A 22,358-nucleotide genomic window follows, 5' to 3' on the forward strand; every position below is an offset into this window, starting at 1 on the left:
GAGCGTACCGATCGCCCGGCCGACGCCGCTGATGTCGGAGCGCCGGTCCGTCGTCAGGGTGAATCGGGTTGGAGGCCGTCCAGCAGGAGTGTGAGCCCGAACGCGAATTCCTCGTCGTACGAATCGGCGCCCCGGCTGCCGGCCAGGACTCGCGCAACCTCGACGAGGTGGGGGTAGTCGGATTCGGAAACCGTCGAAGCGAGTTCTGTGGCCGCGTCGGCGATCGTGCGATCGTCACCGAGCGGAAGGCTCTTCTCGGTGAGTGCGCTGCCGTAGACGTAACTGTCGAGCACTGCGACGGCTCGAACCGCCGTGTCGGCGGAGAAGCCGGCAGCGAGCAGGAGACCGAGGACGAAGTCGTGGCGGCGCAGCGTCGCGGGCCCTGGAGTGGTGCGCGAATCGAGCATGCCGATCGCCCAGGGATGTCGCTGCAATGCGGCCCGGGTCTGCTCGGCGATCTCGCGCAGTGCGGGGCGCCACGTGGTGGATTCCGCGGGAAGCGAGATCTCGGCGAAGACTGCGTCGATCATGCCGTCGAGGAGGTCCTCCCGGTTCTTCACGTGGTTGTACAGCGACATCGCCTCGACATCGAGGGCGCTGGCGACCGCGCGCATAGTGGCGGCGGCGAGACCTGTCGCGTCCGCCAGCGCGACGGCGGCGCCGACGACACGCGCCCGGGTCAGCGGCGGCCGGTTCTTTCGCACGAAGGTCCTCTCGGGTCTTGCGGAAACTTACCGCGTAAGTCTAGCGTACTTACATCGTAAGTTTCATAGTCCGAGAAGGAGACGTCATGAAGGAGCAAGGGATTCGACGGGTCTGCGTCGTGGGCGCGTCGGGGAAGCTCGGCCGCTACATGGTCGACGAGGCGCTGCGTCGCGACTACGAGGTGGTCGGGGTCTGCCGCGAGCGCAGTGTCGGCAAGCTCGCCGATCGCGCGGGCCGCATCACGGTCATACCGGGCGACTCCGACGACACGGAAGTGATCCGAACCGCCGTCGCCGGGTGCGACGGCGTGCTCACGGTCCTCGTGCCGTGGGGAGTTCGCGGCTACTCCTCTGGGACGGCGCGGGCCGTCCTCGGCGCCGCGGAACCCGATGCCCGGCTGATCTTCTCGTGCGGCTGGCACGTGCCGTACGACGATGCGGATCTGTACTCGAAGAGAACGGTACTGGTGCAGTCCGCAGTGACGAAAGTGATGCGGGCGGCACGGATCATGGACATCGACGACCAGGTCGAGGCGGCACGGCGGATCTACGCGAGTGACGCGGCGTGGACCCTCGTGCGGGCGAGCACACTCGAGGAAGGTCCCGGTCAGGGCCTCCCGATCGCGGGGGAGCACGTGGGCGCCCCGACCCTCGCGAGCGACCGCATGCGCCGCGTCGACTACGCGCTCTACATGGTCGAGGCGCTGACCGACGACTCACTGGTCCGGAAGGCGCCGGCCATCGTCGGTTGCGAGACCCCGAGTGCCCTGGCGGGTCGGCGATGAGCACCGGCGACCACACGCTCCTCGTCGGCGCCGCGACCGGCGACGACGACATTGCTTCCCTCGCGCGGGTGTGCGCGACCGCCTTCGCGGACGACTCCTTCACCTGCTGGATGCATCCCGACGAGTCCGCCCGGGAAGTGGTCCTCGAGCAGATGTTCGCCGCAGCGATCGCCGAGGCGATGCCGACGCGCGGCGTCATCGCTGCGCTCGCACCGAGCGCGGGTGCCGTGGGCGTCTCGATCTGGCTGGATCCACGGTCCGGCCCGGTGGACGCCATCGTCGGAGATAACCCGCTCGCGCGCCGGATGCGGGCGGTGCAGGCGGCGACGGACGCGGTACGGCCCGCCGAGCGGCACATCCATCTCGCGTCGATGGCGGTCCTCCCGGATCGGCGCGGAGGCGGGATCGGCGCGGTGATGCTCGCGGAGGGGCTGCGCCGCGCTGCCGCTCGCGGGTTGCCCTGCTACCTGGAGGCGTCCTCGTCGGCCAACCGCCGCCTGTACGAGCGGAACGGATTCGCAGATCTCGGCGCCCCGATCATCGCCGCTCCGGACGCGCCCCCGCTGTGGCCGATGTGGCGCGATCCGCGATGACTCGGCGGGTGCGCTGTCAGCGCGGGGTGAGGACGAAGACCTTGGCTCCGCCGTCGAACGCCCGTCGCAGGTCGTTGGGATCGGGGGAGCCGTCGGCGGTGAAGCCGATGTTGTTGAACGAGGCGAAGTTCTTGTTGTCGGCCGCGATCACGCCGTACAGCCCGACCACGCCGGCCTCGTCGGAGACCACCCGCACGTCGGCGGTCCTTCGGCGGCCCGCGAGTTGGACGTCGATCGGTTCGCCGGTGCGGAGGTTCTTCCCCCACGCGAACGGGGAGCCGACCAGCAGGTTCCCGTCGTGCTTCGCGTACGCGACGGGCACCTCGAAGACCTTGCCCGACTTCCGGCCCACCACGTACAGCGTGAGGAGGCGCTCGCCGAGGAACTTCGAGACACCGGGCGCCTTGAGCAGCGTCCGCATGACTGCGTTCATGACGCCCTGCAGCGGCATCGTGCTGGCGGTCCCGGCGCTCCGACTCATACCTCGACGGTAGACCCGCCCACCGGCCCCGGCCAGAGCACCGACGCTCGTGAAAACAGCGGAACTCGGGCATGCGAGGCCAAATCCGGCCTCGTAGGCCAGCAGAACGCGGAATTCACAGATCCGGTCGACGGGTGATGTCGAAAAACCTGTCAGAGGTTCGTCGTATTCATGAAGGCGATCGACAGGTCGCCGCGGAAAACGACTATGAGGAAGCCACCATGGCCACGCACACTGAACAGATGGACCAACCCCCCACCGACCTGACGAAGCCCGCCGACGCATCGCCGACCGAGCGGACCGAGCAGGCCGGGCGCACGCCGCTGGTGATCAAACTGCTGGTCGCGGCCACCTTCGTCGTGATTCTCAACGAGACGATCATGATCAACGCGATCCCGCGTCTCATGACCGACTTCCACGTCGACGCCCGCGCGGCCCAGTGGCTCTCCACCGTCTTCATGCTGACCATGGCCGCCGTGATCCCGGTGACGGGTTGGTTCCTCCAGCGGGTCAGCACCCGCACCGCCTACGCGGTCGCCATGGCGACGTTCAGCGCCGGCACCGCCCTCGCCGCCATCGCCCCCACCTTCGAGGTGCTGCTCGCCGCCCGCGTCGTCCAGGCGGGCGGCACCGCGGTGATGATGCCGCTGCTCATGACGACGCTGATGACCGTCGTCCCGGAGAGCGACCGCGGCCGCGTGATGGGCCAGGTCACCCTGGCCATGTCGTGCGCGCCCGCCCTCGGCCCGGCGGTGTCCGGGATGATCCTGCACCTCGGGTCGTGGCGCCTGATCTTCGTCTTCGTCCTGCCGATTGCGGTGCTCGTCGGCGTCGCCGGGATGCGGCAGTTGGAGAACGTCGGCGAGACCGAGAGCACGCCGATCAGCTGGCTCAGCGTCGTGCTCGCGGCGGGCGGCTTCGGCAGCCTCGTGTACGGACTCAGCGAGATCGGCACGGGTGATGTCACCGGCCCGGTCCTCATCGTCGTCGCCGGCGTCCTCCTCATCGCCGCGTTCGCCGCGTACCAGGTCCGTCTCCAGCAGCGCGAGATGCCGTTGCTGGACCTGCGCGCCCTCCGCCACCGTACCTTCGCGGTCTCGCTGCTGCTGATGACCGCCGGGTTCATGGCCTTCCTCGGCTCGATGATCCTGCTTCCGCTGTACCTGCAGGATCTGCGCGGTCTGTCCGAGCTGCAGACCGGTCTCCTCGTGATGCCCGGCGGCCTCGCGATGGGCCTGCTCGGCCCGCAGGTCGGCAAGCTCTACGACCGCGTCGGCGCGCGTCCGCTGGTGATCCCCGGCGCGATCGGCATCGTCGTCGCCCTCGCGGCGCTGAGCCGGATCAGCGCGACGACGCCGTACCCGGTCCTCGTCGCGGTGCACATCGGGCTGATGGTGTCGTTGGCCGCCGTCTTCACCCCGGTCTTCACCGTCGGCCTGGGCGACCTGCCCGAGCACCTGTACTCGCACGGCTCCTCGCTGCTCGGCACGCTCCAGCAGGTAGCGGGCGCGATCGGCACTGCGGCGCTCATCGTCGTCATGTCCAACCGCTCGTCGCACCTGGCCGAGACGGGCGCCTCCCAGCCGGCGGCCTTCGTCGGCGGCCTGCAGTGGGCCTTCGCCGCCGCCGCGCTCATGGGTGTCGTGGTCGTCGTGTGCGCCCTGTTCCTGCCCCGCAAGGTCGACGGTGCCGCCCCGTCCGGCCCGGCGCATCACTGACGGCCCGGCCTACGATCCGCACATGCTGATCTCCACGGCCCCGCAGCGTCGCCTCGGCGTCCCGCACGACGAGGCGACGCTGCGGATCGACCAGATCGATCCCGACGATCGGGTTTCCACTCGGTATCTGTTCATCGAGGGGACGCCAGCGCTCGAGCTATCATTCTGGACGGGGACGTCCCCATTCCTCTTCGAACGTAAGACCATCGGCTACGACATCTCGGACGAGCGGGTGCCGCTGGACAGGCTGGAACGAGGACTCGACCTGATCGACGACGAGGTCGTCGCCACCTTCTCAGGTCTGCTGCCGGAGGGCGAGTATCTGCCGCTCCTGGTCGAGGTCACTCCGGAACTGGTCGCACCGTACGACGACCGCGACTACTTCACGCACGAGCAGGTCGCCACGTGGGGAATCGACACGCTCTGGGGACTGCCGCAGAACCCGTTGACCCACTACTACCGCACGTTCGAGACCGAGGTCGCGCCCGACGAGCACCTCTTCGAATTCGTTGTTCCCATGGTGCAGCCCAACTGGAACGACCAGAACCGCGTCCAGCACTACGTCGACCTGGTCGCCGGCGGTACGACTCCCACGGCGGTGGCGTTGTCGATGCTCGACCGCCGCGCCCCGGCCGTGATCGCTCCGGACGCCGTGGACTATTACGAGCATTGGGCGGTCACCCACTTCCTCCTCGACGGACACCACAAGTTCGAGGCCGCAGCGCGAGTGGGGGCGCCGCTGCGACTGCTCGCGCTCGTCAACATCGACGAGAGCCTCGCCGGCGCCGAGGCTGTCGCCGAACTTCCGGACCTGCTGCGCCGCGCACCGTCGAAGCGACGGTCGAAGGGATGACCATGGACCTCTTCGCCCGGCTCGCCGTGACCGACCTGCCCCGCGCGATCGCGTGGGGTGACCAGCTGTTCGGCGACGTGGAGTCGTTCGCGCCCAATGACGTCGAGCACGTGTGGACGCTGGGGGAGCGCGTGCACGTCTACGTGGAGCTGCTTCCCGAGCACGCCGGACACTCCGCGGTCACGCTGTTCCTCGACGGCTTCGGGGACTTCCTCGCCGCCGCCGCGGCACGTGGGCTGCGCCCGCAGTCGGAGGAGGTCTACGACAACGGCGTCCGCAAGGCGAACTTCGTCGATCCCGACGGCAACGAGGTCGGGATCGGCGGCGGGCCCGCATAGCCCGCCGATTTCGGGGACGATGGATCGCATGGCACTGCACGTACGAACCACGCTGGAACCCGTCGGTCCGGCCACCGCCATCGAACTGACCGACGCCCAGGTCGAGGAACTCGGCGGAGGGAAGCGCGCTGCCGTGCGCGTCACGATCGGCGACCGCACCGCGCGGCTACGGCTCGCGGGCATGGGCGGGTGCAACCTGATCGGTCTGTCCAAGGCCGCACGCAAGGACCTCCAGGTCGAGATCGGAGACACCGTCGACGCCGTCGTCGAGCTCGACGAGGCCGAGCGCACCGTCGACCTGCCCGACGACCTCGCGGCGGCGCTGCAGAGCGCGGGCCGGCGCGAGGCGTTCGACGCCCTGAGCTATACCCGCCGCAAGGAGGCGGCGCGGGGCGTCGCCGAGGCGAAGCGGGCCGAGACCCGCGAGCGGCGCATCGCCGCAGTGATCGCCTCCCTCTAGGATCGCGGGAAACGCACCGAGATCCGAGGAGACACAGAATGACCCAGTACCGGGCACTGATCGCCGAACTCGCCGACGACGCCGTGACCTCCCGCGTGGAGACCCGCGACCCGGCGCCGCTCGAGCCCGGGCAGCTGCGCATCGCCGTCGAGTTCTCCGGCGTCAACTTCAAGGACGCGCTGGCGTTCACCCCCGGCGGCGGTGTGGTGCGCCAGTACCCGATCGTCCCCGGCATCGACGTCGCCGGCACCGTCATCGAGTCCAAATCCGACGAGTTCGCCGCGGGCGACCGCGTCATCGCGCACGGCTACGAGATCGGCACCGCCCGCGACGGCGGCTACGCCGAGCAGGCCGTCGTCCCCGCCGAGTGGACGGTGAAGCTGACCGCGCTGAGCACCCGCGAGGCCGCCGCCATCGGAACCGCCGGTTTCACCGCGGCCATGAGCGTCGCCGCGATCGTCGATGCCGGGATCGCTCCCGCCGACGGGCCCGTCGTGGTCACCGGCGCGACCGGCGGCGTCGGCTCCACGAGCATCGACCTCCTGGCCGGCCTCGGCTACGAGGTCGCGGCGTCCTCGGGCAAGCCCGCCGCGGCCGACCGACTGCGCGAGCTCGGCGCCGCCGAGGTCATCGGCCGGCTCCCTCACGACCCCGACGCCAAGCCCCGGCCGCTGGGGAAGAGCCGCTGGGCCGCCGCCGTCGACTGCGTGGGCGGCGCCGCGCTCGCCGACGTGATCAGCACCCTCCACTACGGCGGCGTCGTCGCCGCCAGCGGCCTCACCGGCGGCGCCGGTCTGAAGACGACGGTCATGCCCTTCATCCTGCGCGGCGTCACCCTCGCCGGCATCGACTCGGTGCTCATGCCGATCGCGCCGCGCCGTGCTCTGTGGCAGCGCATCGAGACGGACCTGCGGCCGCGGCACCTCGACCTCGTCGCCAACGACATCGGGATCGACGGCGTCGGCACCGTCGTCGATGCCCTCCGCGTGGGCGAGTACACGGGCCGCGCGGTCGTGGACCTCGGCCGCGGCTGGTGACCTTCACGCCGCGGCGATGCTCTCCCGCATCGCCGCGATGGTCTGCTCGCGCCACTGATCGCGCGGCGGCTGCACGGGCACCGCGGAACCGGCCAGATGCGCGAGAGCGACCCCGAGGATCGGGGCCTGTTCGGGGAAGGTCGCCCGGGCCCGGCGCGCACCGTCGGCCTTGCTGACGACGGCGCCCGACGTCGTCGTGACGTGCATCCGGGCCGGGCCGGTGAGGCACCACGCGACCCGCCCCGCGCGCAGCGGCCGGGAGCCGCGCGCGACGCGGTCCGCGAGGGGCGACCAGTAGTCGCGCAGATTGTCGCGGGTCCATCCGGCGAGCAGATCGGGCTCCGGGGAGAGGCCCCACTCGGCGACGCCGGGGCCGCGGACCGTCACGCCGCCGTGGGCGAGCTCCGCCCAGACAACAGGATTGACGTCGAAGGCGCCGCGCGGGTCGAAGATCTCGCCGACGTGGGACGCGACCGGTTCGATCGCTGTGACCGGTCGGCGCAGGTCCGACGCCCAGACGAACGACGTGTTGACCGTCGCGCTGAATCCGAGCCCGCGCGCGAGCCGGCCGGCGACTCGGGGCACCTGCGACAGGTGCAGCAGCCGCAGCCGGCGCACCAGATCGGGTCTCCCGCGCCAGGCGTCGTCGAGTGCCGCGACCATGTCGATGTCGCTCGCGCCCGGGCGGTACGCACCGAGCGCTACGGAACCGCCGAGCGCGGCGGCGGTCACCGCGCCGGGCAGCAGGCGGTCGGCGGCGGCGAGGTAGCGCCGCACGGCGTCGTCGATCTCGGGGTGCGTGTTCCGGTCCACACTGCACGGTACGTGCGGCGCCCGCGGCGGACGCCGGAGCGAGCCGCGAAATCAGGTCGTGAACCGACCGCTTCGCTGGCTACGGTTGACCCATGACTGTCAGGCAGATCCAGGTCACCTTCGACTGTGCGGACCCGAAGCGCGTCGCGCTGTTCTGGTGCGAGGCGCTCGGCTACGTCGTACCGCCGCCCCCGCCGGGCTTCGCGGACTGGGACGCCTTCGAGGCGACGTTGCCGGCGGAGGCGCACGGCTCCGCGTTCGCGTGCGTCGACCCGAACGGCGTCGGCCCGCGCCTGTTCTTCCAGCGCGTGCCCGAGGGGAAGACGGTCAAGAACCGCGTGCACCTCGACGTCCGCGTCGGGACCGGCATGGTGGGCGCCGAGCGCCTCGCGGCACTGGAGGCCGAGGGCGCGCGGCTGGAGAAGCTGGGCGCGACCCGCCTCTACCTGCAGGAGGCCGACGGCGAGAACGAGTCGTGCCTCACCATGGCCGACGTCGAGGGCAACGAGTTCTGCCTCGACTGAACGGGTTCGCCCTGGACGAACGGGGTGGCCGGCGACTCGTCGGGCGTGGACACTGGAGTCAAGTGGGTCCCTACGGCTCGAGGAGTCAGTCATGGCAGGTAACGACAACCCGTTCGGGTTCGGTCCGGGCGAGTTCGACGACCTCGCGCGCGAGGCCCGGGACATGATCGGCAGGCTCGTCGGCGGTACCGCGGGCCGGGACGCCTTCTCCGGGCTGTTCGACGATGCCGTGCGCCGCCCGAAGCGCCAGCCGGAGACGGCGGGCGAGACCGGCGACGGGGTGTGGGCGATCATCGCCACCGCCGAGGACGGGGGAGCCCGCGTCGAGCAGGTCTACGCGACGGAGATCGACGCGTTGCGCGCCAACCAGCACAACACCGACGTCACCCGGAAGGTGCGGTTCCTGCCCTACGGCATCGCGGTCACTGCTCTGGACGACTGACCGCGTCGGCTTCCGCCTCGGGCTCGGGGACGGGTTCGGGGCGGAGCCACAGCCAGGCCGCGACGATCGCCATGATCGCCGTGCCGGTCGCGGCGATCCACCACGTCGGGGTCACGAGGAACAGGATCACGGCGCACACCGCCATGCTGCCGACCGCCATGTACTTGGCCTTGCGGCTCACGGCGCCGGTGGTCTGCCAGTCCCGGATCATCGGGCCGAAGACCCGGTGCTCCAGCAGCTTGCGGTGGAGGGTGTCCGAACCGCGCGCCGCGCAGTACGCCGCGATGAGGATGAACACCGTGGTCGGCATCAGCGGGACCACCACGCCGACGATGCCGAGGCCGAGCGCGATGTAGGCGAAGGCCCACCACATCCACTTCAGTCGCGATCGCCCGGCCATGTCACCAGTGTAGGGAGCGGACGCGCGGTCAGGCGTCACCGTGCTCGACCAGCCAATCGAGCAGCGCCGAGGTCTCGCGCCAGTGCTTGCGGATCTGCGGCACCAGCTTCGGCGTGTGGATGATCTCCTCGAAGCCGTAGTCGCGCATCGCGCTGAGCGACTTGTGCCGCAGGAGTTCGATCCGCGGATGATCGGCGTCCCAGCCGCGGGGCGCGGTCTTGAGGGTCTCGCCGCCGATCTCCCAGCCCGTGCGGCGCAGCTTCGCGATCACCTTCTCCAGCGCGGGGCCGTACAGGTCGTTGTCGATGGCCTTCCGGAAGGCCGCGAGCCGCGTGGGGCTCGCGTCGTAGAAGCCGGCGCCGACCCGGACCCCGGGCGCGCCGATCTGCAGGTAGTAGCCCGTCGCCGGGCCGACGCCGATGAACGCGCCCTGGTGCGTCTTGTACGGCGTCTTGTCCTTGGAGAAGCGGACGTCCCGGTAGGGCCGGAAGATCTTCGCAGTGCCGAACTCGTCGGCGAGTTCCTCCGTCAGCGCGGCCATCGGCGCGGCGACGGCGGTCTTGTAGACCTCCTTGTGCGCCTCCCAGAAGACCTTCGAATTGTCGGCCTCGAGGTCGTCGTAGAAGTCCAGCGCGGCCTCGGGGAATCCGGTGAAGCTCATGGGGTCGAGGCTACCGCCGGGCCGGATATTCGGTGGCGCCGGACGGTCTCGCCCGCCTATCGTTCGTCGGATGCCCATCGACTTGACCGGCGAGAACCGGGACGTGACGCGCGCCGTGGAGGTGATCCGCGCGCTGCTCGGTGATGCCCACATCACGCCGCGCACCGCGACGTCGTTCGCGGAGGACGCGCTCGGCGTCCTCGAGGCGCACCACACGGTGATCAACATCGCCTCCACGCCCGCGACGGCCACCGCGATCGGCCTCGCCGTCGCGCGGCTCGTCGCGGAGCACGGCGCCGAGTCCGGCCCGTCCAGCCACACGGACCCGCCGTCGTGGCTCTCGATCGACGTGGGCGACGGTGCCGACCGGATCCCCGAGGACGCGGCGTTCGCGTTCGGCGCGGGCACCCTTGCCGAGGTGCCCGTCGTGCTGCGGTGCGAGACGGGCTTCCGCGAGACGCTGAGCGTCGGCGTGGTCACTCGGTCGGGCGACGTGGCGACGGGGGAGGCGGTGCGCGACCGGATCCGCTCCGCGGCGCAGGAACTCAACCCGCTGCGTGGGCGGGCGATCACCGCCTCGCTGCGCGGCGGCCTCACCTTCCGCGCCTTCGAGCTCACGGGCGACCGCGCCGAGGTGGTCGTACCCGAGCAGGTCTGGGCCGAGATCGACCTGTCCGTCCGCGCGGTGACCACGCACGCGGATCAGTTGCGCCGTCTCGGCTTCCGTGCCGCCCGGGGTGTTCTCCTGTGCGGGCCGCCCGGCGTCGGTAAGACCGCCGTGTCGCGGGCGGTCGCCGCCGAGCTGGTGGGCGACTTCACGGTCATCGTCGTCGGTGCCGCCGCGATCGGCGCGGACCTGGCGTCGGTGTACGCGGCCGCGGTCGAGTTCGGGCGGTGCGTCGTGATCCTCGACGACGTGGACCTCGCGGTGCGTCGGCGCGGCGACGGCGACGACTCCGCGCTCGCCTCGCTGCTCGACGCGCTCGACGGCGTCGATCAGTCCGCGGAGGTGCTCACCATCGCGACGACCAACGATCCTCGCTCCCTCGACGGTGCCGCCACCCGCGCGACCCGCTTCGACAGCGTCGTCGAGGTGGGCTACCCGAACCGCGAGGCGCTGATCGGGATCCTGCAGCGGCGGACCGCCGGGCTGGGCCTCACGGACGACGACGTCGCCGTGATCGCCGACTCCCTGCCGTCCGAGACCAGCGGTGCCGACGTGGGCGCGCTCGTGCGGCGCGTCGTCCTCGCCAACGCCGGCACCGACATCGACGCCTTCCTCCTGGAGGTGCGCCGGCGCGGCTGGCTGGCGGCCGTCCCGGTCGGCCAGTACCTGTGACCGTCGCCGACGCGGGCGCCTCCGCGGGTGGGGGACTAGCGTGGTCGGTATGAAACCCGGTGACACCGCGCCCGACTTCGAACTGCCCGATCAGGACGGCACTCCGCGGAAGCTCAGCGACCTGCTGGCCGCCGGCCCTGTCGCGCTGTTCTTCTACCCGGCGGCGTTCACGCCCGGCTGCACCAAGGAGGCGTGCCACTTCCGCGACCTGGCCGCCGAGTTCGCGGCGGCGGGCGTGCAGCGCGTCGGCATCAGCCGCGACGCCGTCGCCAAGCAGCAGGACTGGACCGCCAAGCACGGTCTCGACTACCCGCTGCTCTCGGACGTCCACGGCGCCGTGGCGACGGCGTTCGGCGTGAAGCGCGACGGCCTGCTCAAACTGGCCGGCATGCCCACCAAACGCACCACCTTCGCGATCCGCCCGGACGGCACCGTCGCCGACGTGATCGCCTCCGAGGTGAACATGCAGGTCCACGCCGACCGCGCCCTCGCCGCTCTCCGGGCCTGAGGCGCCGCCGGAACCCCGCGCAGATTTGCTTTCAACCCCGCGAATATTCATGATGACGGATATGGGGCGAAGGTTCGGCAGCGGTGTTCTCGGGCACGATGTCCCGCCGGCGTTCGTCGTCGGGTTCGGGTTCCGCGGTGCGGGGTTCATCGCGCTGGCGGCGTACGGAGGCATGGCGGTGCTCGCACTCGTTGGGAGTGTGGGGATGCAGCAAGCGGGTGAGTCGGCCTCCGCGGTGGCCGTCGTCGGCGCGCTGGGGGTGGCTTCGGCGGGCTACGTCGTGGCGCTGGCGGCTCTCCTGGCCTCGCGCCGCGTCGCGGCAATCCTGTCGCCGAGGGGCATCGCTCTGCCCTGGGTCGCGGATCCGGCACTCCGCGAGTGGGATTGGTCGGAGATCCAGAGGATCGAGGTGATGAAGCGGGATGCGAGGGGCGTGACCTATCGGTCGGACTTCCTGCTCCAGCTGCATCCGTCCGCGCGTGCCTCCGCGCTGGAATCGGTCTCTGACGACCTCACGGGTTGGCAACGACGATGGGTTCATCCCGCCGGTCCCGCGTCGTTCTCGATCGGGTGGATGACCGCGCCCGCGCCCCGCCACGTGAGGCGCTACATCTACGCGGTTGCACCGGAACTCGGCTTGCCGTTGATCCCGCCGCGGCATCGTCCCAAGGGATACCCGTGGGGCGAAAACCGCTCGACAGGTCCGGAAGAATGACCGGAGTGATCACGCTCCGCAATGGCACCGACGCCGACCATCCCGTGCTCGTCCGGGTCTGGCGCAGCTCCGTCGACGCGACGCACGACTTCCTCACCGCCGCGGACCGCGACGCCATCGAGTCACGCCTCGCGAGCGACTACTTCCCGCAGGTCCGGCTCACTGTCGCGGAGGTCGACGGTGCGGTGGCCGGGTTCGCCGGCACGGCCGGCGACGACCTGGCCATGCTGTTCGTGCACGCCGACGCGCGAGGGCGCGGCGTCGGCCGGACGCTGCTCGACCACGCGGTCCGTGATCTCGGCGTGCGCACCGTCGACGTCAACGAGCAGAACGCGCAGGCCGTCGGCTTCTACGCCCACAGCGGTTTCATCGTGGCAGGGCGCAGCGCGACCGACGGCGAGGGCCGCCCGTACCCGCTGCTGCACCTCGCGCTGACGAGGGACTAACGCGCGCAGCCGTCGCGCGACGTCCGTGCCACGATCGCGACCGCCCGGCGCAGCACCTCGGCGTCGCCGGGGGAGAGCGGCCCGAGCAGCTCGGCCTCGGCGGCGCTCACCTCCGCGCCCACCACGCGGAGCATCGCGAGCCCGGCGTCCGTGGGGACGACACGTCGCGCCCGCCGGTCGGTGGGCGACGGCTCGCGGCGCACCAGGCCCGCGGCCACCAGGTCGTCCACCACGTAGGGCATCACCGACTTGTCGATGAGCAGGTAGTCCGCGAGCGCGAGCTGCGTCGGCAGGTCGTAGGTCGCGGCGGCGTACAGCGTCTGGTAGCCGCGCACCCCACGCGGGATCCGGTCCAGGATCGGCGCCACCGCCTCCGCGTACGCCTTGTTCAACACTCCCACGGACCAGCCGAAATCGCAGGTCTCCTCGTGCTCCGCCACCCGTCGAGCCTAGCAGGCGTCACATATCAGTTGATGTACATATCAATTGTGCTACGGTTTAGTTGTCACGCAAACCAATCGCGAGGAGAACGTCATGAGCCGCATCCTGGTCGTCGCCACCAGCGTCCCGTCCTACGCCATGAGCGGCCGCCGCACCGGCCTCTGGCTCGGCGAGCTGACCCACTTCGTCGACGCCGTCGAGGCGGCGGGGCACACCACCGTCGTCGCCAGCATCGACGGTGGCTTCGTCCCCATCGACCCCGAATCCCTCAGCCACGAGGTGCTGGCGCAGGGCGGCACGCGCGCCCGGTACGACGATCCCACCTTCATGGATCGCCTCCGGAACACGCCGTCGCTGCGGGACGTGGACGCCGCCGACTTCGACGCGATCTACCTCACCGGCGGCCACGGCGTCATGTTCGACTTCCCGACCGACGAGCGCCTCGCGACCCTGCTCCGCGACTTCGACGCGGCCGGCAAGGTCGTCTCCGCCGTCTGTCACGGCACCGCCGGGCTCCTCGGCGCTACGAAGGCCGACGGTGCGCCGCTCATCGCCGGCCGGCGCATCGCGGGCTTCTCCTGGAACGAGGAGGTGCTGGCCGGGCTCGACGCCATCGTCCCGTTCAATCTCGAGGAGCGGATCGCCGAGCGCGGCGCGACGTACGTGCGGGCCGACGAGGCGTGGGTCCCGTTCGCCGTCACCGACGGCACCGTCGTGACCGGCCAGAACCCGGCCAGCGCCCATCCCGTCGCCGAGGGGGTCCTCGCCCTGCTCGCCGACCGGTAGGAGAAATCGGCGGGAGGGCTGTCGATTCCGCGTCGCCTCGATCGTCATCACTGTGCCCCGCCCCTGGGGCACAGTGGACATCAGGAGGAATCATGCATTACGCACTGCTGCTCAACAACGCCGAGCCCGCCGAGGGCGAGGTCCCGGAGGAGGCCGTGCTGCAGATGCAGCAGGCGATGGCCGATTACACCGCCGCCCTGCAGGCCGCGGGCGTGCTGATCGGCGCTGAGATCCTGGAACCGCAGGCGCAGACGGTCACCGTCACGCGGCGCGACGGTGACCTCCGGATCGAGGACGGCCCCTTCGCCGACACCCGCGAGGCGCTCGCCGGCGTCTTCCTGCTCGATGTGCCCGACCGCGACGCCGCGCTCGCCTGGGCGGAGAAGCACCCCGCCACCCAGTACGCGGTGATCGAGGTCCGCAAGGTCGCCGCCGCCTGCGACGAGGGCGTGTGGAACGCCGCGGCCTGCACGGACTGACGAGCGCCGACCGATGGACACGGACGCGGAGGTGCGGGCGGAGAACGCCGCCCGCACCTCGTACGGCCGGCTCCTCGCGCTGCTCGCCGCCCGCACGCACGACGTGGCCTCCGCCGAGGACGCGCTCGCCGACGCCTTCGAGCGGGCCCTCACGCGCTGGCCGCTCGACGGCGTGCCCGACGACCCGGACGCGTGGTTGCTCACCGTCGCGCGGAATCGGCAGCGGGACCGGTGGAAGTCCGCGGCCGAGCGCACCACGGTGCCCTTCGACGACGCCGAGCACGACGGTGCGGCGCCGGAGGCCGGTCGCGACCGGCGGCTCGAACTGCTCCTCGTCTGCGCGCACCCCGATCTCGCGGGCGCGAGCGTGCCGCTCATGCTCAACACCGTCCTGGGCTTCGCCGCTGCGCAGATCGGGGCGGCGTTCCTGGTCCCGACCGCCACGATGGCCGCCCGCCTGACGCGCGCGAAGAAGCGGATCGCGCGGGATCGGATCCCGTTCGAAGTCCCCGGACCCACGGACCTCGCCGGCCGGCTCGCTCCCGTCCTGGAGGCCGTCTACGGCTCGTACGCCATGGAGTGGCCCACCCCGCCCCGTGAACGGCACGCTCTGCTCCTCGGGCTCGCCGGGACCATCGCCGACGCGGCACCGTCGGTCGCCGAGGCGCACGGCCTCGCCGCGCTCCTGTACCTCTCCAGCGCCCGACTGCCTGCCCGCGTCGACGAGGACGGACGCTACGTCCCCCTCGCACAGCAGAATCCGCGGCGGTGGGACCGGGACTTCGTCGCGGCGGGGCACCGGCACCTGCGCACCGCGCACGCGTTCGGCTCCGTCGGGCGGTTCCAACTGGAGGCCGCCATCGGGGCCGTGCACTGCGCCCGGGGCGCCGGCGAGGCGCCGGACTGGGCCCACCTGCGGCGCCTCTACGACGCGCTCCTCGGCCTCGCTCCCACCCGCGGCGCGGCCGTCGCCCGCGCCGCCGTCGTCGCCGAGACCGACGGTGCGCGTGCGGGACTGGACGCGCTCGACGCCCTCAACGGCGTGGAACGGTTGCAGTCCGCGTGGGCGCTGCGCGCATCGCTGCTGGACCGGCTCGGCGATCCCGCCGCCGATGCCGCCTACGCCAAGGCGATCTCGCTCACCACCGACCCCGCCGAGCGGGAGTACCTGGGGCGCCGCGCCCGCGGAACCGGGCGATAGCGGCGGAATCAGGGCGGAATCGCTAGGGTCGGGCCCATGGCGGACAGCGATGGGATCCGGGTGGGCGACCCCGAACGGCAGCGGGCCGTCGAGCTGCTCGGGGAGGCGATGGCGACCGGCTACCTGACCGTGGAGGAGTTCGACCAGCGCACGCACGCGGCCTACGCCGCCGCGAATCGCGGTGAGCTGCAGGTGCTCGTGAACGACCTCCCGATCCGCGACCGGCTCTTCCCCGCGGTGCCAGAGGTCGCGGACAGGCCGGTCGAGGTGCTCGACCTGGAATGGACGACGGTGCACCGCAAGGGCGTGTGGACGGTGCCCGCGCGCCTCCGCATCACGGGTTCGACGGGCACGGCGAAAATCGATTTCCGCAACGCCGACTTCCCCTACGGCGGGGTCGAGATCGACGTCCAGGTCTCGTGGAGCACGCTCAAGCTGCACCTGACGCCGACGATGCGCGTGGACGCCTCGGGGATGGACTACTCGGGGTGGAGTTCGCTCAAGGACAAGGCGGGCCCGGCGGCCGGAGCGGCCGGTCCGTTCCTCGTGCTGCGCGGCTCGGCCTCCGCGGGGAGCACGATCCAACTTCGCCGGTGAGGCCGCGGATTCCGCGCTACGGTGAGCGCAACGAAGGAGTCGCATGTCCGATGTCTGGCAACTGGTCCATGCGGAACGCCGCGCCCTGATCGCCTTCCTCGAGGGCGTCGACGACGCGCGGTGGGACACGCCCTCGCTGTGCCCGGGATGGCGCGTGCGCGACGTGGTCGCCCACCAGATCTCCACCGCGGACACCACCCGCCTGGGCTTCATCAAGGGAATGGTCCTCGCTCGCTTCGACTTCGACCGCGACAACCAGAACGGCGTCGACCGCGAGCTGGGCCCGGCGGCGCAGATGCTGGACCGGTACCGAGCGCTCGTCGACCGCACGTCGGGCCCGCCCGCCCCGCTCGACACGCGGCTCGTCGAGGCCGTCGTGCACGGCGAGGACATCCGGCGTCCGTTGGGCGCCGTCGGCGATTACCCGCCGGAGGCCGTCGAGCGGGCACTGCGGCTGCAGGCCCGTACCGGGAAGGGCATGGGCGGTGCGAAGGAGCACGTCGCGGGGCTGCGGTTGCGCGCCACCGACGCGGACGTCACGCTCGGCGGCGGCCCGGAGGTCACCGGTCCGCTGCTCGCCCTGCTGCTCGCCGTGAGCGGGCGCACCGTCGCCCTGGAGGAGCTGAGCGGGGAGGGCCTGCCCACCCTCGTGGAACGGGTCTCCTGACGCTCAGCGCGGCGGCGTGATCGTGATCCGCGCGTCGATGCGGGTGATGAGGCACGTGCTGCGCGGGATCCGGAAGTCCTCGTCGGTGGGCGCGTCCACGACGCGCTGCCCGGCGATGCGCACGGGCACGATGAATCGGTAGGTGACCAGGTCGTGGTCGCCGCCGGGCGCGACGGTGCGCGCCGTGACCCGCGGCGCGTCCATGATCGAGTACTGCAGGTGGCGGTCGAGGTCCCCGCGCAGCTGGTCACCGGAGAACCCCGTCTGCATGCCGTTCTCGAACCGGACGGCGTTCGGCGCGAAGGGGACCGCGCCGGCCTTCGTACGATCGCCGAGCGCCGCGATGTAGGCGTCGGCCGCGGCGAGTTGGCGTGCGGGAGTGCAGGTCGCCGCCGTGGCGGGCGCGGCGAGCGAGGCAGCCGCGACGGCGGGGATCAGGGCGGTCGCGAGGCGGGCGACGACGGGCATGGGCTCACAGTAGCTGTGTCATCCCTCGGTGTACGCCGAAAGGACCTCGCGCACCGCGGCGTCGATCGTCGCGTGGTCCACGCCGCGCTCGATCAGGAAGGCCGCGCCGGGGCCGGTGCCCTCCGCCAGGATGCCGAGCAGGATGTGCTCGGTGCCGACGTAGTTGTGGCCCAGTCGGAGCGCCTCGCGCAGCACCATCTCCACGGCCTTCTTCGCCGCCGGCGAGAAGGGGATGAGCTCCGGGCTCTCGGTGGTGTCCGTCGTCGAGATGTGCCGGTGCAGTACGGCTTCGGTGACCGCCTCCTCCGTGATCCCCCGGCCGAGCAGGAGGCGGGCGGCGATGCCCTCGGGCTCGCGGAACAGCCCCAGCAGCAGGTGATCCGTGTCGATCGTCGGGCTCCCCGCCTCGCGGGCCTCGTCCTGCGCCGCCACCACGACGCTCCGCGCGCGCGGCGTGAACCGCGAGTACGGCGAGCCGGTCGCGTCGATCAGTGCCGACGGGTCGATGCTCGGCGGCGCGGAACGCTGCTGCGCGGCCTGCTTCGTCATGCCCATGGACTCGCCGATCGAGGTCCAGGTGGCGCCGCTGCGCCGCGCCTGGTCGACGAAGTGCCCGACGAGGTGGTCGGCGGTCTCGCCGAGGTGCGCCGCGACGGCGACGGCGTCGCCGAGGTGGGCGAGGGCGTCGCCGTCCGGGTGGAGCGCGTGGACGGTGCGGATGAGGGCGTCGAGGCTGACGGGGTCGTTCTGCGGCATGCGTCAAGCATGAGTTGACGTGGCACAGTTGTCAACCATTGATTGACGACGATCAGGCGGCGGCACCGTCGACGATGCGCGCGGCGACCGCCGCGGCCGCGTCCTCGGCCGCAGCCTCCCGGGCGCGATGCCGATCCGAATCGTCCGATTCCCCGTCGCCCAGCAGGAACAGCCCGGAATCCTCCGCGCCCATGTAATTCGCGAGCCCGTCGACCAGCTGGGCGTTCATGCCGTCGAGGTAGCCGTGCTTGCGGTAGGTGGATTCGCCGACGGCGCCGATCGGGAAGAAGTACAGACGCTTCGGCGCCGCGAGCTCGGCGCCGGAATTCGTGTCGTCGTACGCCCAGTCGCGGGTGAAGACGCGGTCGACCCAGCCCTTGAGTGGGCCGGGCAGGCCCCACCAGTACACCGGGAAGACGACCGCGATCGCGTCGAACTCCTCCAGGCGGAGCTGCTCGGCCCGCACGTCGGCGGGGACGGCGGTGCGGTCGCGGTACGCCGCGTGGTCGGCCGAACCGAACGTCGGGTCGAAGCCCGCGGCGAGGACGTCGTGCCGCTCGACCTCGGTGTACCCGCCGCGGAGCAGGCCCCGGGCGACGGCGGCGGCGGTGGAGGCGGTGGCGGAGTCGGCATCGGGATGGGCGGTCACCACGACCGCGCGGAGCTGCTGGTGATTCGTCATACTGAGAGCATGAACTCTGACACCAGTGTCATGGTCAAGCCCGGGCTGCGGATGCGTGACCTGTGCGCCCGCACGGGTGCCACGCCGCGCATGATCCGGCACTACGAGAAGACGGGGATCCTCGCGCCGGGGCGCGAATCCAACGGCTACCGGGTGTTCACCGAGCAGGACGTGCGCACCGTCGCCGATGCGCGCTGTCTCATCGAGGCCGGGCTGTCGGCCACGGAGACGGCGGAACTGGTGGGCATCGTCTGCGGCGAGGGCGACGCCCCGCCGGAGGAGCTGGACGCCGCGTTGGTGCGGATAGGCGAGCGGCGTGCCGTGCTCGACGAGCGGATCGCGCAGCTCGTCGCCGCGAAGGAGAAGCTCGACGAGCTCCGCGACTACGTCCACGACATCCGCGGTGTCACCAGATGACGGCGAGCCCCGCGGCGGTCAGCGACAGCAGGCCCGCGGCGTAGAACATCCCGCGCGGCACGGCCTCGCCGGTCCGCTTCTGCCGCGCGCTGCCCATGCCGAGCAGGCCACCGAGGACGAGCAGGATGACGAGCTTGATGCCGATCTTGGGGTAGTTCAACTCGATCCCCGCGGGCCACGGCGCGGCGAGCGCGAGGCCCGTGACGAGCGAGACCAGCAGGCCGTAGTCCATGACTCGCTCGAACCGGAACCGGCCCGCGGCCGCCGAGGCGACCCAGCCGCCGAACGTGACGGCGAAGCCCACGATGTGCACCAGAACTATTACGTTGCGTAGTACTTCCATGGTCCGAGCGTAGCGAACCGGACGAATCGTGCACCCGTTACGGCGATTCGAGGGGTTCCCCTCGTCGGCGGACGGGGCTACGGTCGAGGACATGGGTGCGATCGTCATCGTCGGAGCAGGACTGGCGGCCGCGAAAGCGGCCGAGGCGCTACGGGATCTGGGCCACGACGGCCCGATCACTCTGATCGGCGCGGAATCCCATCCGCCGTACGAGCGACCCCCGCTGTCCAAGGACTACCTGCAGGGCAAGGCCGAGCGCGACAGCGTCTTCACCTTCGACGCCGCCTGGTACGCGGATCACGACGTGACCGTGCGGACCGGCGTCCGCGCGACGTCCCTCGACCGGGAGGCGCGCGCCGTCGGCCTCGACACGGGCGAATCGCTGCCCTACGACGACCTGCTGCTGGCCACCGGATCCCGAGCCCGGCCGCTGCCCGGGGCCGACGGGGTGCGCTACCTGCGCACCCTCGACGACAGCGACGCCCTGCGGGCCGTCTTCGACAAGGGCGGTCGCCTCGGCGTCGTCGGCGGCGGCTGGATCGGGCTCGAGGCGGCGGCCGCTGCCCGCGGGGCCGGCCTGGAGGTCACTGTCGTCGAGCCCGCCGAGCAGCCGCTCCTCGGCGCCCTCGGTCCCGAGCTCGGCAAGGTCTTCGCCGACCTGCACCGCAGCCACGGCGTCGACCTGCGCACCGGCACCGGCGTGCGGGCCGTCGAGCCCGGCGGCCGGGGACTGGTGCTCGAGGACGGGACCACGATCGAGACCGACGCCGTGCTCGTCGGGATCGGGGCGATGCCGAACATCGAGCTCGCCGAGGCCGCCGGCCTGGAGACCGCCGAGGGCGGCGTGGCCGTCGACGCCGGTCTGCGCACCTCCGACCCGCACGTCTTCGCCGTCGGCGACATCGCCGCCGCCGAGAACCCGACGATCGGCCGACGCGTCCGCGTCGAGCACTGGGCCAACGCCCTCAACCAGCCGCGCGTCGCCGCCGCCAACATGCTCGGCGGATCCGAGGTCTACGACCGCCTCCCGTACTTCTTCACCGACCAGTACCAGCTCGGCATGGAGTACCTCGGCCTGTCGACGGGGTACGACGACGTGGTGATCCGCGGCGACGTGGACGCCCTCGAGTTCGTCGCCTTCTGGCTGGCCGAAGGGCGCGTTCTGGCCGGTATGAACGTGAACGTGTGGGACGTGGGCGATGATGTGCGTGCGCTGATCACGTCCCGCCGGGTGGTCGACGCCGCTCGTCTCGCCGATCCCGGCGTACCGCTCGCGGAGGTCTAGTACGCATGATGCCCCGACGGTCGGCGCGGGTCGCCGGCACGATAGCCGCCGCCCTCGTCACCGTCGCGCTGGTCTCCGCCCCGTCGGCGACCGCGGCACCGTCGCCCTACTGCGGCACCGCGCTGACGCCCGCGGAGAACAAGCGCATCATCGCGCTCTCCGATCTGGCCGCACTCCCGACGGTGCCGACCTTCGCCAGTCTCGATGACCTCACGGTGCGGCAGCGCGCCATCGCCGACATCCTCGGCGCCCATCGCGATCGGCGCGGCCTGTTCGGCGTCGGCATGGACGGCGTCATCCGCGACGCCGTCACCCCGACGCAGCGCAACGAGGCCGGTCTCGACGACCCCCGGTACACCAAGTCGCTCTCCATCGACCTGGTGAGCCGCTACCTGCGGGCCGTCCACGCGCAGTGGACCGGCGGCGCCGTGCCGCAGTGGTGGGGCAACTACTTCCGGCTGGCCGCGCGGTGCGAGCTGCCGCCCGGGCGGGTGGCGATGGCGGGCTACAACGCGCACATCACCGTGGACCTCGCGTACACCGTCGCGCACACCCGCAGCACCCCGTCGAACGCGCTCGACTTCTACCGCATCGTCGACTCGATCGCGAAGAACGGCAACGTGATCCCGGAGCGGAGCAAGCGGATCTACGGCGCCGACCTGTGGGGCCTGTGGACCTTCTACTTCTTCGGCCAGGGGCTCGATCGCCTCGTCGGCGCGGGCGTCGCGTCGAACCTGATGCTCCGCGCCGCCGACGACGGCTACAACACCCTCACCTTCGCCAACGGCCTCGCGCTGCAGAACCCCGGCGTGCGCCCGGTGACCGAGGGGGAGATCCTCGCGCTGTGGCAGACGGGCGAGATCGCCTTCGACGTCCTCTCCGGGCTCGGCGGCCTCGGCACCCCGGTCGCGCCGGCGCCGAACCCGCGACCCGCCCCGACCCCGACGTCCCGCCCCGTGCCCGCCCCGGTGCTCGCCGCGACGGGACGCTGAACGCCGGGGTGCGATAGTGCTGGGGTGACCTTCGAGGAACTCGTGAAGTACAACGCCTCCCTGCCGTTCAACCGGTGGGCCGGTATCGAGGTGCTCAGCGCCGATCTGGAGGAGGTCGTGCTGCGGCTCGAGCGCCGCGACGACCTGTGCCAGAACGTCGGCGGCCTGCACGCCGCGCTCATCGCGGGCGTCCTCGAGAACGCCTGCGGCTACGCCCTCGCCATGCACCCCGGCGCCGGCGGCCTCGTCACCCAGATGGACACGCAGTTCCTGCGCCCCGCGCAGGGCGAGGCCTTCCTCGCCGTCGGCCGGGTGGTCAAGCCCGGCAGCAAGCAGAGCTTCTCCGAGGCCGATTTCTTCGTCGAGGTCGACGGTGCGCGCGGGCCCCGGTTCGCCACGGCGCGCGCGCTCGTCGTTCCCTCCTAGC

The 22,358-nt window shown here is 71.5% G+C and carries 32 protein-coding genes; 22 read left to right on the forward strand and 10 right to left on the reverse strand.

Annotated elements, in window-relative coordinates:
- Positions 1-53 precede the first annotated feature (53 nt).
- Positions 54-704, reverse strand: coding sequence for a TetR/AcrR family transcriptional regulator C-terminal domain-containing protein (locus BLW32_RS07095; RefSeq protein ID WP_068741061.1), 651 nt, complete (start codon positions 702-704; stop codon positions 54-56).
- Between the two features lie 86 nt (positions 705-790).
- Between BLW32_RS07095 and BLW32_RS07100 the strand changes: the two genes are divergently transcribed.
- Both BLW32_RS07100 and BLW32_RS07105 read left to right on the forward strand, forming a co-directional pair.
- Positions 791-1,489, forward strand: a complete 699-nt coding sequence (locus tag BLW32_RS07100; protein WP_068741062.1) for an NAD(P)-dependent oxidoreductase — start codon at positions 791-793, stop codon at positions 1,487-1,489.
- Positions 1,486-2,082, forward strand: coding sequence for a GNAT family N-acetyltransferase (locus BLW32_RS07105; protein WP_068741063.1), 597 nt, complete (start codon positions 1,486-1,488; stop codon positions 2,080-2,082). The genes BLW32_RS07100 and BLW32_RS07105 overlap by 4 nt, the downstream gene beginning before the upstream one ends.
- 16 nt (positions 2,083-2,098) lie before the next feature.
- Here BLW32_RS07105 and BLW32_RS07110 read toward each other — a convergent pair whose 3' ends face one another.
- A complete protein-coding gene (locus tag BLW32_RS07110; RefSeq protein WP_231857338.1) occupies positions 2,099-2,563 on the reverse strand; it encodes a PNPOx family protein in 465 nt (154 codons plus the stop codon).
- A gap of 221 nt (positions 2,564-2,784) precedes the next feature.
- Here BLW32_RS07110 and BLW32_RS07115 point away from each other — a divergent pair, with 221 nt between their 5' ends.
- From BLW32_RS07115 to BLW32_RS07135, 5 genes are read left to right on the forward strand one after another with little or no spacing between them, the layout of a single operon-like run.
- Complete coding sequence (locus tag BLW32_RS07115) at positions 2,785-4,281, forward strand: MDR family MFS transporter (protein WP_068741064.1); 1,497 nt, start codon at positions 2,785-2,787, stop codon at positions 4,279-4,281.
- A gap of 22 nt (positions 4,282-4,303) precedes the next feature.
- Complete coding sequence (locus BLW32_RS07120; protein ID WP_068524763.1) at positions 4,304-5,134, forward strand: hypothetical protein; 831 nt, start codon at positions 4,304-4,306, stop codon at positions 5,132-5,134.
- Positions 5,131-5,472: a glyoxalase/bleomycin resistance/dioxygenase family protein gene (locus BLW32_RS07125; RefSeq protein ID WP_068741065.1), complete on the forward strand. Its 342-nt coding sequence runs from the start codon at positions 5,131-5,133 to the stop codon at positions 5,470-5,472. Before BLW32_RS07120 ends, BLW32_RS07125 begins: the two co-directional genes overlap by 4 nt.
- A 28-nt stretch (positions 5,473-5,500) precedes the next feature.
- Positions 5,501-5,932: a YdeI/OmpD-associated family protein gene (locus tag BLW32_RS07130; protein ID WP_068626165.1), complete on the forward strand. Its 432-nt coding sequence runs from the start codon at positions 5,501-5,503 to the stop codon at positions 5,930-5,932.
- Between the two features lie 38 nt (positions 5,933-5,970).
- On the forward strand, positions 5,971-6,969 hold the full coding sequence (locus BLW32_RS07135; protein WP_068741066.1) for an acrylyl-CoA reductase family protein: 999 nt from the start codon (positions 5,971-5,973) through the stop codon (positions 6,967-6,969).
- 3 nt (positions 6,970-6,972) lie between these two features.
- On the opposite strand, the gene BLW32_RS07140 is transcribed toward BLW32_RS07135, so the two are convergent.
- Positions 6,973-7,782 (reverse strand): nucleotidyltransferase family protein, encoded by an 810-nt coding sequence (locus BLW32_RS07140; protein WP_068741067.1) that lies wholly within the window; start codon positions 7,780-7,782, stop codon positions 6,973-6,975.
- A gap of 92 nt (positions 7,783-7,874) precedes the next feature.
- Between BLW32_RS07140 and BLW32_RS07145 the strand changes: the two genes are divergently transcribed.
- Positions 7,875-8,306, forward strand: coding sequence for a VOC family protein (locus tag BLW32_RS07145; RefSeq protein ID WP_068524486.1), 432 nt, complete (start codon positions 7,875-7,877; stop codon positions 8,304-8,306).
- Positions 8,307-8,397: 91 nt separating this feature from the next.
- The gene (locus tag BLW32_RS07150; protein WP_068524487.1) at positions 8,398-8,748 is read left to right on the forward strand and encodes an Rv0313 family protein; all 351 of its coding nucleotides are present in this window, start codon (positions 8,398-8,400) and stop codon (positions 8,746-8,748) included.
- On the opposite strand, the gene BLW32_RS07155 is transcribed toward BLW32_RS07150, so the two are convergent.
- Together BLW32_RS07155 and BLW32_RS07160 are read right to left on the reverse strand one after the other, a co-directional pair.
- Positions 8,729-9,148 carry a YbaN family protein gene (locus BLW32_RS07155; protein WP_068741068.1) on the reverse strand — a complete coding sequence of 140 codons (420 nt, stop codon included), beginning with the start codon at positions 9,146-9,148 and terminating at the stop codon, positions 8,729-8,731. The genes BLW32_RS07150 and BLW32_RS07155 overlap by 20 nt on opposite strands.
- 28 nt (positions 9,149-9,176) lie before the next feature.
- Complete coding sequence (locus tag BLW32_RS07160; protein WP_068741069.1) at positions 9,177-9,809, reverse strand: DUF2461 domain-containing protein; 633 nt, start codon at positions 9,807-9,809, stop codon at positions 9,177-9,179.
- Positions 9,810-9,879: 70 nt separating this feature from the next.
- On the opposite strand from BLW32_RS07160, the gene BLW32_RS07165 reads away from it, so the two are divergent.
- Genes BLW32_RS07165 through BLW32_RS07180 form a run of 4 tightly spaced genes read left to right on the forward strand, consistent with a single transcriptional unit; the run spans position 9,880 to position 12,817 of the window.
- Positions 9,880-11,148, forward strand: a complete 1,269-nt coding sequence (locus tag BLW32_RS07165; protein WP_068741070.1) for an AAA family ATPase — start codon at positions 9,880-9,882, stop codon at positions 11,146-11,148.
- A 49-nt stretch (positions 11,149-11,197) separates the two neighbouring features.
- Positions 11,198-11,656, forward strand: a complete 459-nt coding sequence (locus BLW32_RS07170) for a peroxiredoxin (protein WP_068741071.1) — start codon at positions 11,198-11,200, stop codon at positions 11,654-11,656.
- Between the two features lie 49 nt (positions 11,657-11,705).
- Positions 11,706-12,371 (forward strand): hypothetical protein, encoded by a 666-nt coding sequence (locus tag BLW32_RS07175; RefSeq protein WP_068741072.1) that lies wholly within the window; start codon positions 11,706-11,708, stop codon positions 12,369-12,371.
- Entirely contained in the window at positions 12,368-12,817 is a 450-nt protein-coding gene (locus BLW32_RS07180; RefSeq protein WP_068741073.1) for an acetyltransferase, read from the forward strand. Before BLW32_RS07175 ends, BLW32_RS07180 begins: the two co-directional genes overlap by 4 nt.
- On the opposite strand, the gene BLW32_RS07185 is transcribed toward BLW32_RS07180, so the two are convergent.
- Complete coding sequence (locus BLW32_RS07185) at positions 12,814-13,257, reverse strand: MarR family winged helix-turn-helix transcriptional regulator (protein WP_068741074.1); 444 nt, start codon at positions 13,255-13,257, stop codon at positions 12,814-12,816. The two genes, BLW32_RS07180 and BLW32_RS07185, sit on opposite strands and share 4 nt — an antisense overlap.
- Before the next feature lie 94 nt (positions 13,258-13,351).
- On the opposite strand from BLW32_RS07185, the gene BLW32_RS07190 reads away from it, so the two are divergent.
- The 5 genes from BLW32_RS07190 (at position 13,352) to BLW32_RS07210 (ending at position 16,988) form a co-directional block, all read left to right on the forward strand.
- On the forward strand, positions 13,352-14,044 hold the full coding sequence (locus BLW32_RS07190; protein ID WP_068741075.1) for a type 1 glutamine amidotransferase domain-containing protein: 693 nt from the start codon (positions 13,352-13,354) through the stop codon (positions 14,042-14,044).
- 92 nt (positions 14,045-14,136) lie between these two features.
- Complete coding sequence (locus BLW32_RS07195; protein ID WP_068741076.1) at positions 14,137-14,523, forward strand: YciI family protein; 387 nt, start codon at positions 14,137-14,139, stop codon at positions 14,521-14,523.
- 13 nt (positions 14,524-14,536) lie between these two features.
- Positions 14,537-15,724: an RNA polymerase sigma factor gene (locus BLW32_RS07200; protein WP_068741077.1), complete on the forward strand. Its 1,188-nt coding sequence runs from the start codon at positions 14,537-14,539 to the stop codon at positions 15,722-15,724.
- 36 nt (positions 15,725-15,760) lie between these two features.
- Positions 15,761-16,321, forward strand: a complete 561-nt coding sequence (locus BLW32_RS07205) for a DUF1707 SHOCT-like domain-containing protein (RefSeq protein WP_068524496.1) — start codon at positions 15,761-15,763, stop codon at positions 16,319-16,321.
- A 43-nt stretch (positions 16,322-16,364) separates the two neighbouring features.
- The gene (locus BLW32_RS07210) at positions 16,365-16,988 is read left to right on the forward strand and encodes a maleylpyruvate isomerase family mycothiol-dependent enzyme (protein WP_068741078.1); all 624 of its coding nucleotides are present in this window, start codon (positions 16,365-16,367) and stop codon (positions 16,986-16,988) included.
- 3 nt (positions 16,989-16,991) lie between these two features.
- On the opposite strand, the gene BLW32_RS07215 is transcribed toward BLW32_RS07210, so the two are convergent.
- From BLW32_RS07215 to BLW32_RS07225, 3 genes are read right to left on the reverse strand one after another with little or no spacing between them, the layout of a single operon-like run.
- Positions 16,992-17,456, reverse strand: a complete 465-nt coding sequence (locus tag BLW32_RS07215; protein WP_068741079.1) for a DUF8021 domain-containing protein — start codon at positions 17,454-17,456, stop codon at positions 16,992-16,994.
- A gap of 18 nt (positions 17,457-17,474) precedes the next feature.
- Positions 17,475-18,212: a Clp protease N-terminal domain-containing protein gene (locus BLW32_RS07220; RefSeq protein WP_068741080.1), complete on the reverse strand. Its 738-nt coding sequence runs from the start codon at positions 18,210-18,212 to the stop codon at positions 17,475-17,477.
- A gap of 52 nt (positions 18,213-18,264) precedes the next feature.
- Complete coding sequence (locus tag BLW32_RS07225) at positions 18,265-18,894, reverse strand: NAD(P)H-dependent oxidoreductase (protein WP_068741081.1); 630 nt, start codon at positions 18,892-18,894, stop codon at positions 18,265-18,267.
- 9 nt (positions 18,895-18,903) lie between these two features.
- Between BLW32_RS07225 and BLW32_RS07230 the strand changes: the two genes are divergently transcribed.
- The gene (locus tag BLW32_RS07230) at positions 18,904-19,311 is read left to right on the forward strand and encodes a MerR family transcriptional regulator (RefSeq protein ID WP_170181063.1); all 408 of its coding nucleotides are present in this window, start codon (positions 18,904-18,906) and stop codon (positions 19,309-19,311) included.
- Here the strand turns inward: BLW32_RS07230 and BLW32_RS07235 are convergent.
- A complete protein-coding gene (locus BLW32_RS07235; protein WP_068524502.1) occupies positions 19,301-19,654 on the reverse strand; it encodes a Fe-S protein in 354 nt (117 codons plus the stop codon). The genes BLW32_RS07230 and BLW32_RS07235 overlap by 11 nt on opposite strands.
- A gap of 91 nt (positions 19,655-19,745) precedes the next feature.
- Between BLW32_RS07235 and BLW32_RS07240 the strand changes: the two genes are divergently transcribed.
- The 3 genes from BLW32_RS07240 to BLW32_RS07250 are packed head-to-tail and all read left to right on the forward strand — an operon-like array spanning position 19,746 to position 22,357.
- Complete coding sequence (locus BLW32_RS07240) at positions 19,746-20,939, forward strand: NAD(P)/FAD-dependent oxidoreductase (RefSeq protein ID WP_068741083.1); 1,194 nt, start codon at positions 19,746-19,748, stop codon at positions 20,937-20,939.
- A 5-nt stretch (positions 20,940-20,944) separates the two neighbouring features.
- The gene (locus tag BLW32_RS07245) at positions 20,945-21,931 is read left to right on the forward strand and encodes a DUF5995 family protein (RefSeq protein ID WP_074850422.1); all 987 of its coding nucleotides are present in this window, start codon (positions 20,945-20,947) and stop codon (positions 21,929-21,931) included.
- Positions 21,932-21,955: 24 nt separating this feature from the next.
- Positions 21,956-22,357, forward strand: coding sequence for a PaaI family thioesterase (locus BLW32_RS07250; protein ID WP_068524504.1), 402 nt, complete (start codon positions 21,956-21,958; stop codon positions 22,355-22,357).
- The last annotated feature ends 1 nt before the right edge of the window (position 22,358 follow it).

Origin of the sequence: Tsukamurella tyrosinosolvens (assembly GCF_900104775.1) — a bacterium.
Lineage (GTDB): Bacteria > Actinomycetota > Actinomycetes > Mycobacteriales > Mycobacteriaceae > Tsukamurella > Tsukamurella tyrosinosolvens.

What these genes read in the sequence shown, in the direction of transcription:
- BLW32_RS07100 (WP_068741062.1), top strand. Translation starts at nt 791, where the DNA reads ATGAAGGAGCAAGGGATTCGACGGGTCTGCGTCGTGGGCGCGTCGGGG.
- BLW32_RS07105 (WP_068741063.1), top strand. Translation starts at nt 1,486, where the DNA reads ATGAGCACCGGCGACCACACGCTCCTCGTCGGCGCCGCGACCGGCGAC.
- BLW32_RS07110 (WP_231857338.1), bottom strand. Translation starts at nt 2,563, where the DNA reads ATGAGTCGGAGCGCCGGGACCGCCAGCACGATGCCGCTGCAGGGCGTC.
- BLW32_RS07115 (WP_068741064.1), top strand. Translation starts at nt 2,785, where the DNA reads ATGGCCACGCACACTGAACAGATGGACCAACCCCCCACCGACCTGACG.
- BLW32_RS07120 (WP_068524763.1), top strand. Translation starts at nt 4,304, where the DNA reads ATGCTGATCTCCACGGCCCCGCAGCGTCGCCTCGGCGTCCCGCACGAC.
- BLW32_RS07125 (WP_068741065.1), top strand. Translation starts at nt 5,131, where the DNA reads ATGACCATGGACCTCTTCGCCCGGCTCGCCGTGACCGACCTGCCCCGC.
- BLW32_RS07130 (WP_068626165.1), top strand. Translation starts at nt 5,501, where the DNA reads ATGGCACTGCACGTACGAACCACGCTGGAACCCGTCGGTCCGGCCACC.
- BLW32_RS07135 (WP_068741066.1), top strand. Translation starts at nt 5,971, where the DNA reads ATGACCCAGTACCGGGCACTGATCGCCGAACTCGCCGACGACGCCGTG.
- BLW32_RS07145 (WP_068524486.1), top strand. Translation starts at nt 7,875, where the DNA reads ATGACTGTCAGGCAGATCCAGGTCACCTTCGACTGTGCGGACCCGAAG.
- BLW32_RS07150 (WP_068524487.1), top strand. Translation starts at nt 8,398, where the DNA reads ATGGCAGGTAACGACAACCCGTTCGGGTTCGGTCCGGGCGAGTTCGAC.
- BLW32_RS07155 (WP_068741068.1), bottom strand. Translation starts at nt 9,148, where the DNA reads ATGGCCGGGCGATCGCGACTGAAGTGGATGTGGTGGGCCTTCGCCTAC.
- BLW32_RS07160 (WP_068741069.1), bottom strand. Translation starts at nt 9,809, where the DNA reads ATGAGCTTCACCGGATTCCCCGAGGCCGCGCTGGACTTCTACGACGAC.
- BLW32_RS07165 (WP_068741070.1), top strand. Translation starts at nt 9,880, where the DNA reads ATGCCCATCGACTTGACCGGCGAGAACCGGGACGTGACGCGCGCCGTG.
- BLW32_RS07170 (WP_068741071.1), top strand. Translation starts at nt 11,198, where the DNA reads ATGAAACCCGGTGACACCGCGCCCGACTTCGAACTGCCCGATCAGGAC.
- BLW32_RS07175 (WP_068741072.1), top strand. Translation starts at nt 11,706, where the DNA reads ATGATGACGGATATGGGGCGAAGGTTCGGCAGCGGTGTTCTCGGGCAC.
- BLW32_RS07180 (WP_068741073.1), top strand. Translation starts at nt 12,368, where the DNA reads ATGACCGGAGTGATCACGCTCCGCAATGGCACCGACGCCGACCATCCC.
- BLW32_RS07190 (WP_068741075.1), top strand. Translation starts at nt 13,352, where the DNA reads ATGAGCCGCATCCTGGTCGTCGCCACCAGCGTCCCGTCCTACGCCATG.
- BLW32_RS07195 (WP_068741076.1), top strand. Translation starts at nt 14,137, where the DNA reads ATGCATTACGCACTGCTGCTCAACAACGCCGAGCCCGCCGAGGGCGAG.
- BLW32_RS07200 (WP_068741077.1), top strand. Translation starts at nt 14,537, where the DNA reads ATGGACACGGACGCGGAGGTGCGGGCGGAGAACGCCGCCCGCACCTCG.
- BLW32_RS07205 (WP_068524496.1), top strand. Translation starts at nt 15,761, where the DNA reads ATGGCGGACAGCGATGGGATCCGGGTGGGCGACCCCGAACGGCAGCGG.
- BLW32_RS07210 (WP_068741078.1), top strand. Translation starts at nt 16,365, where the DNA reads ATGTCCGATGTCTGGCAACTGGTCCATGCGGAACGCCGCGCCCTGATC.
- BLW32_RS07215 (WP_068741079.1), bottom strand. Translation starts at nt 17,456, where the DNA reads ATGCCCGTCGTCGCCCGCCTCGCGACCGCCCTGATCCCCGCCGTCGCG.
- BLW32_RS07220 (WP_068741080.1), bottom strand. Translation starts at nt 18,212, where the DNA reads ATGCCGCAGAACGACCCCGTCAGCCTCGACGCCCTCATCCGCACCGTC.
- BLW32_RS07225 (WP_068741081.1), bottom strand. Translation starts at nt 18,894, where the DNA reads ATGACGAATCACCAGCAGCTCCGCGCGGTCGTGGTGACCGCCCATCCC.
- BLW32_RS07230 (WP_170181063.1), top strand. Translation starts at nt 18,904, where the DNA reads ATGAACTCTGACACCAGTGTCATGGTCAAGCCCGGGCTGCGGATGCGT.
- BLW32_RS07235 (WP_068524502.1), bottom strand. Translation starts at nt 19,654, where the DNA reads ATGGAAGTACTACGCAACGTAATAGTTCTGGTGCACATCGTGGGCTTC.
- BLW32_RS07240 (WP_068741083.1), top strand. Translation starts at nt 19,746, where the DNA reads ATGGGTGCGATCGTCATCGTCGGAGCAGGACTGGCGGCCGCGAAAGCG.
- BLW32_RS07245 (WP_074850422.1), top strand. Translation starts at nt 20,945, where the DNA reads ATGATGCCCCGACGGTCGGCGCGGGTCGCCGGCACGATAGCCGCCGCC.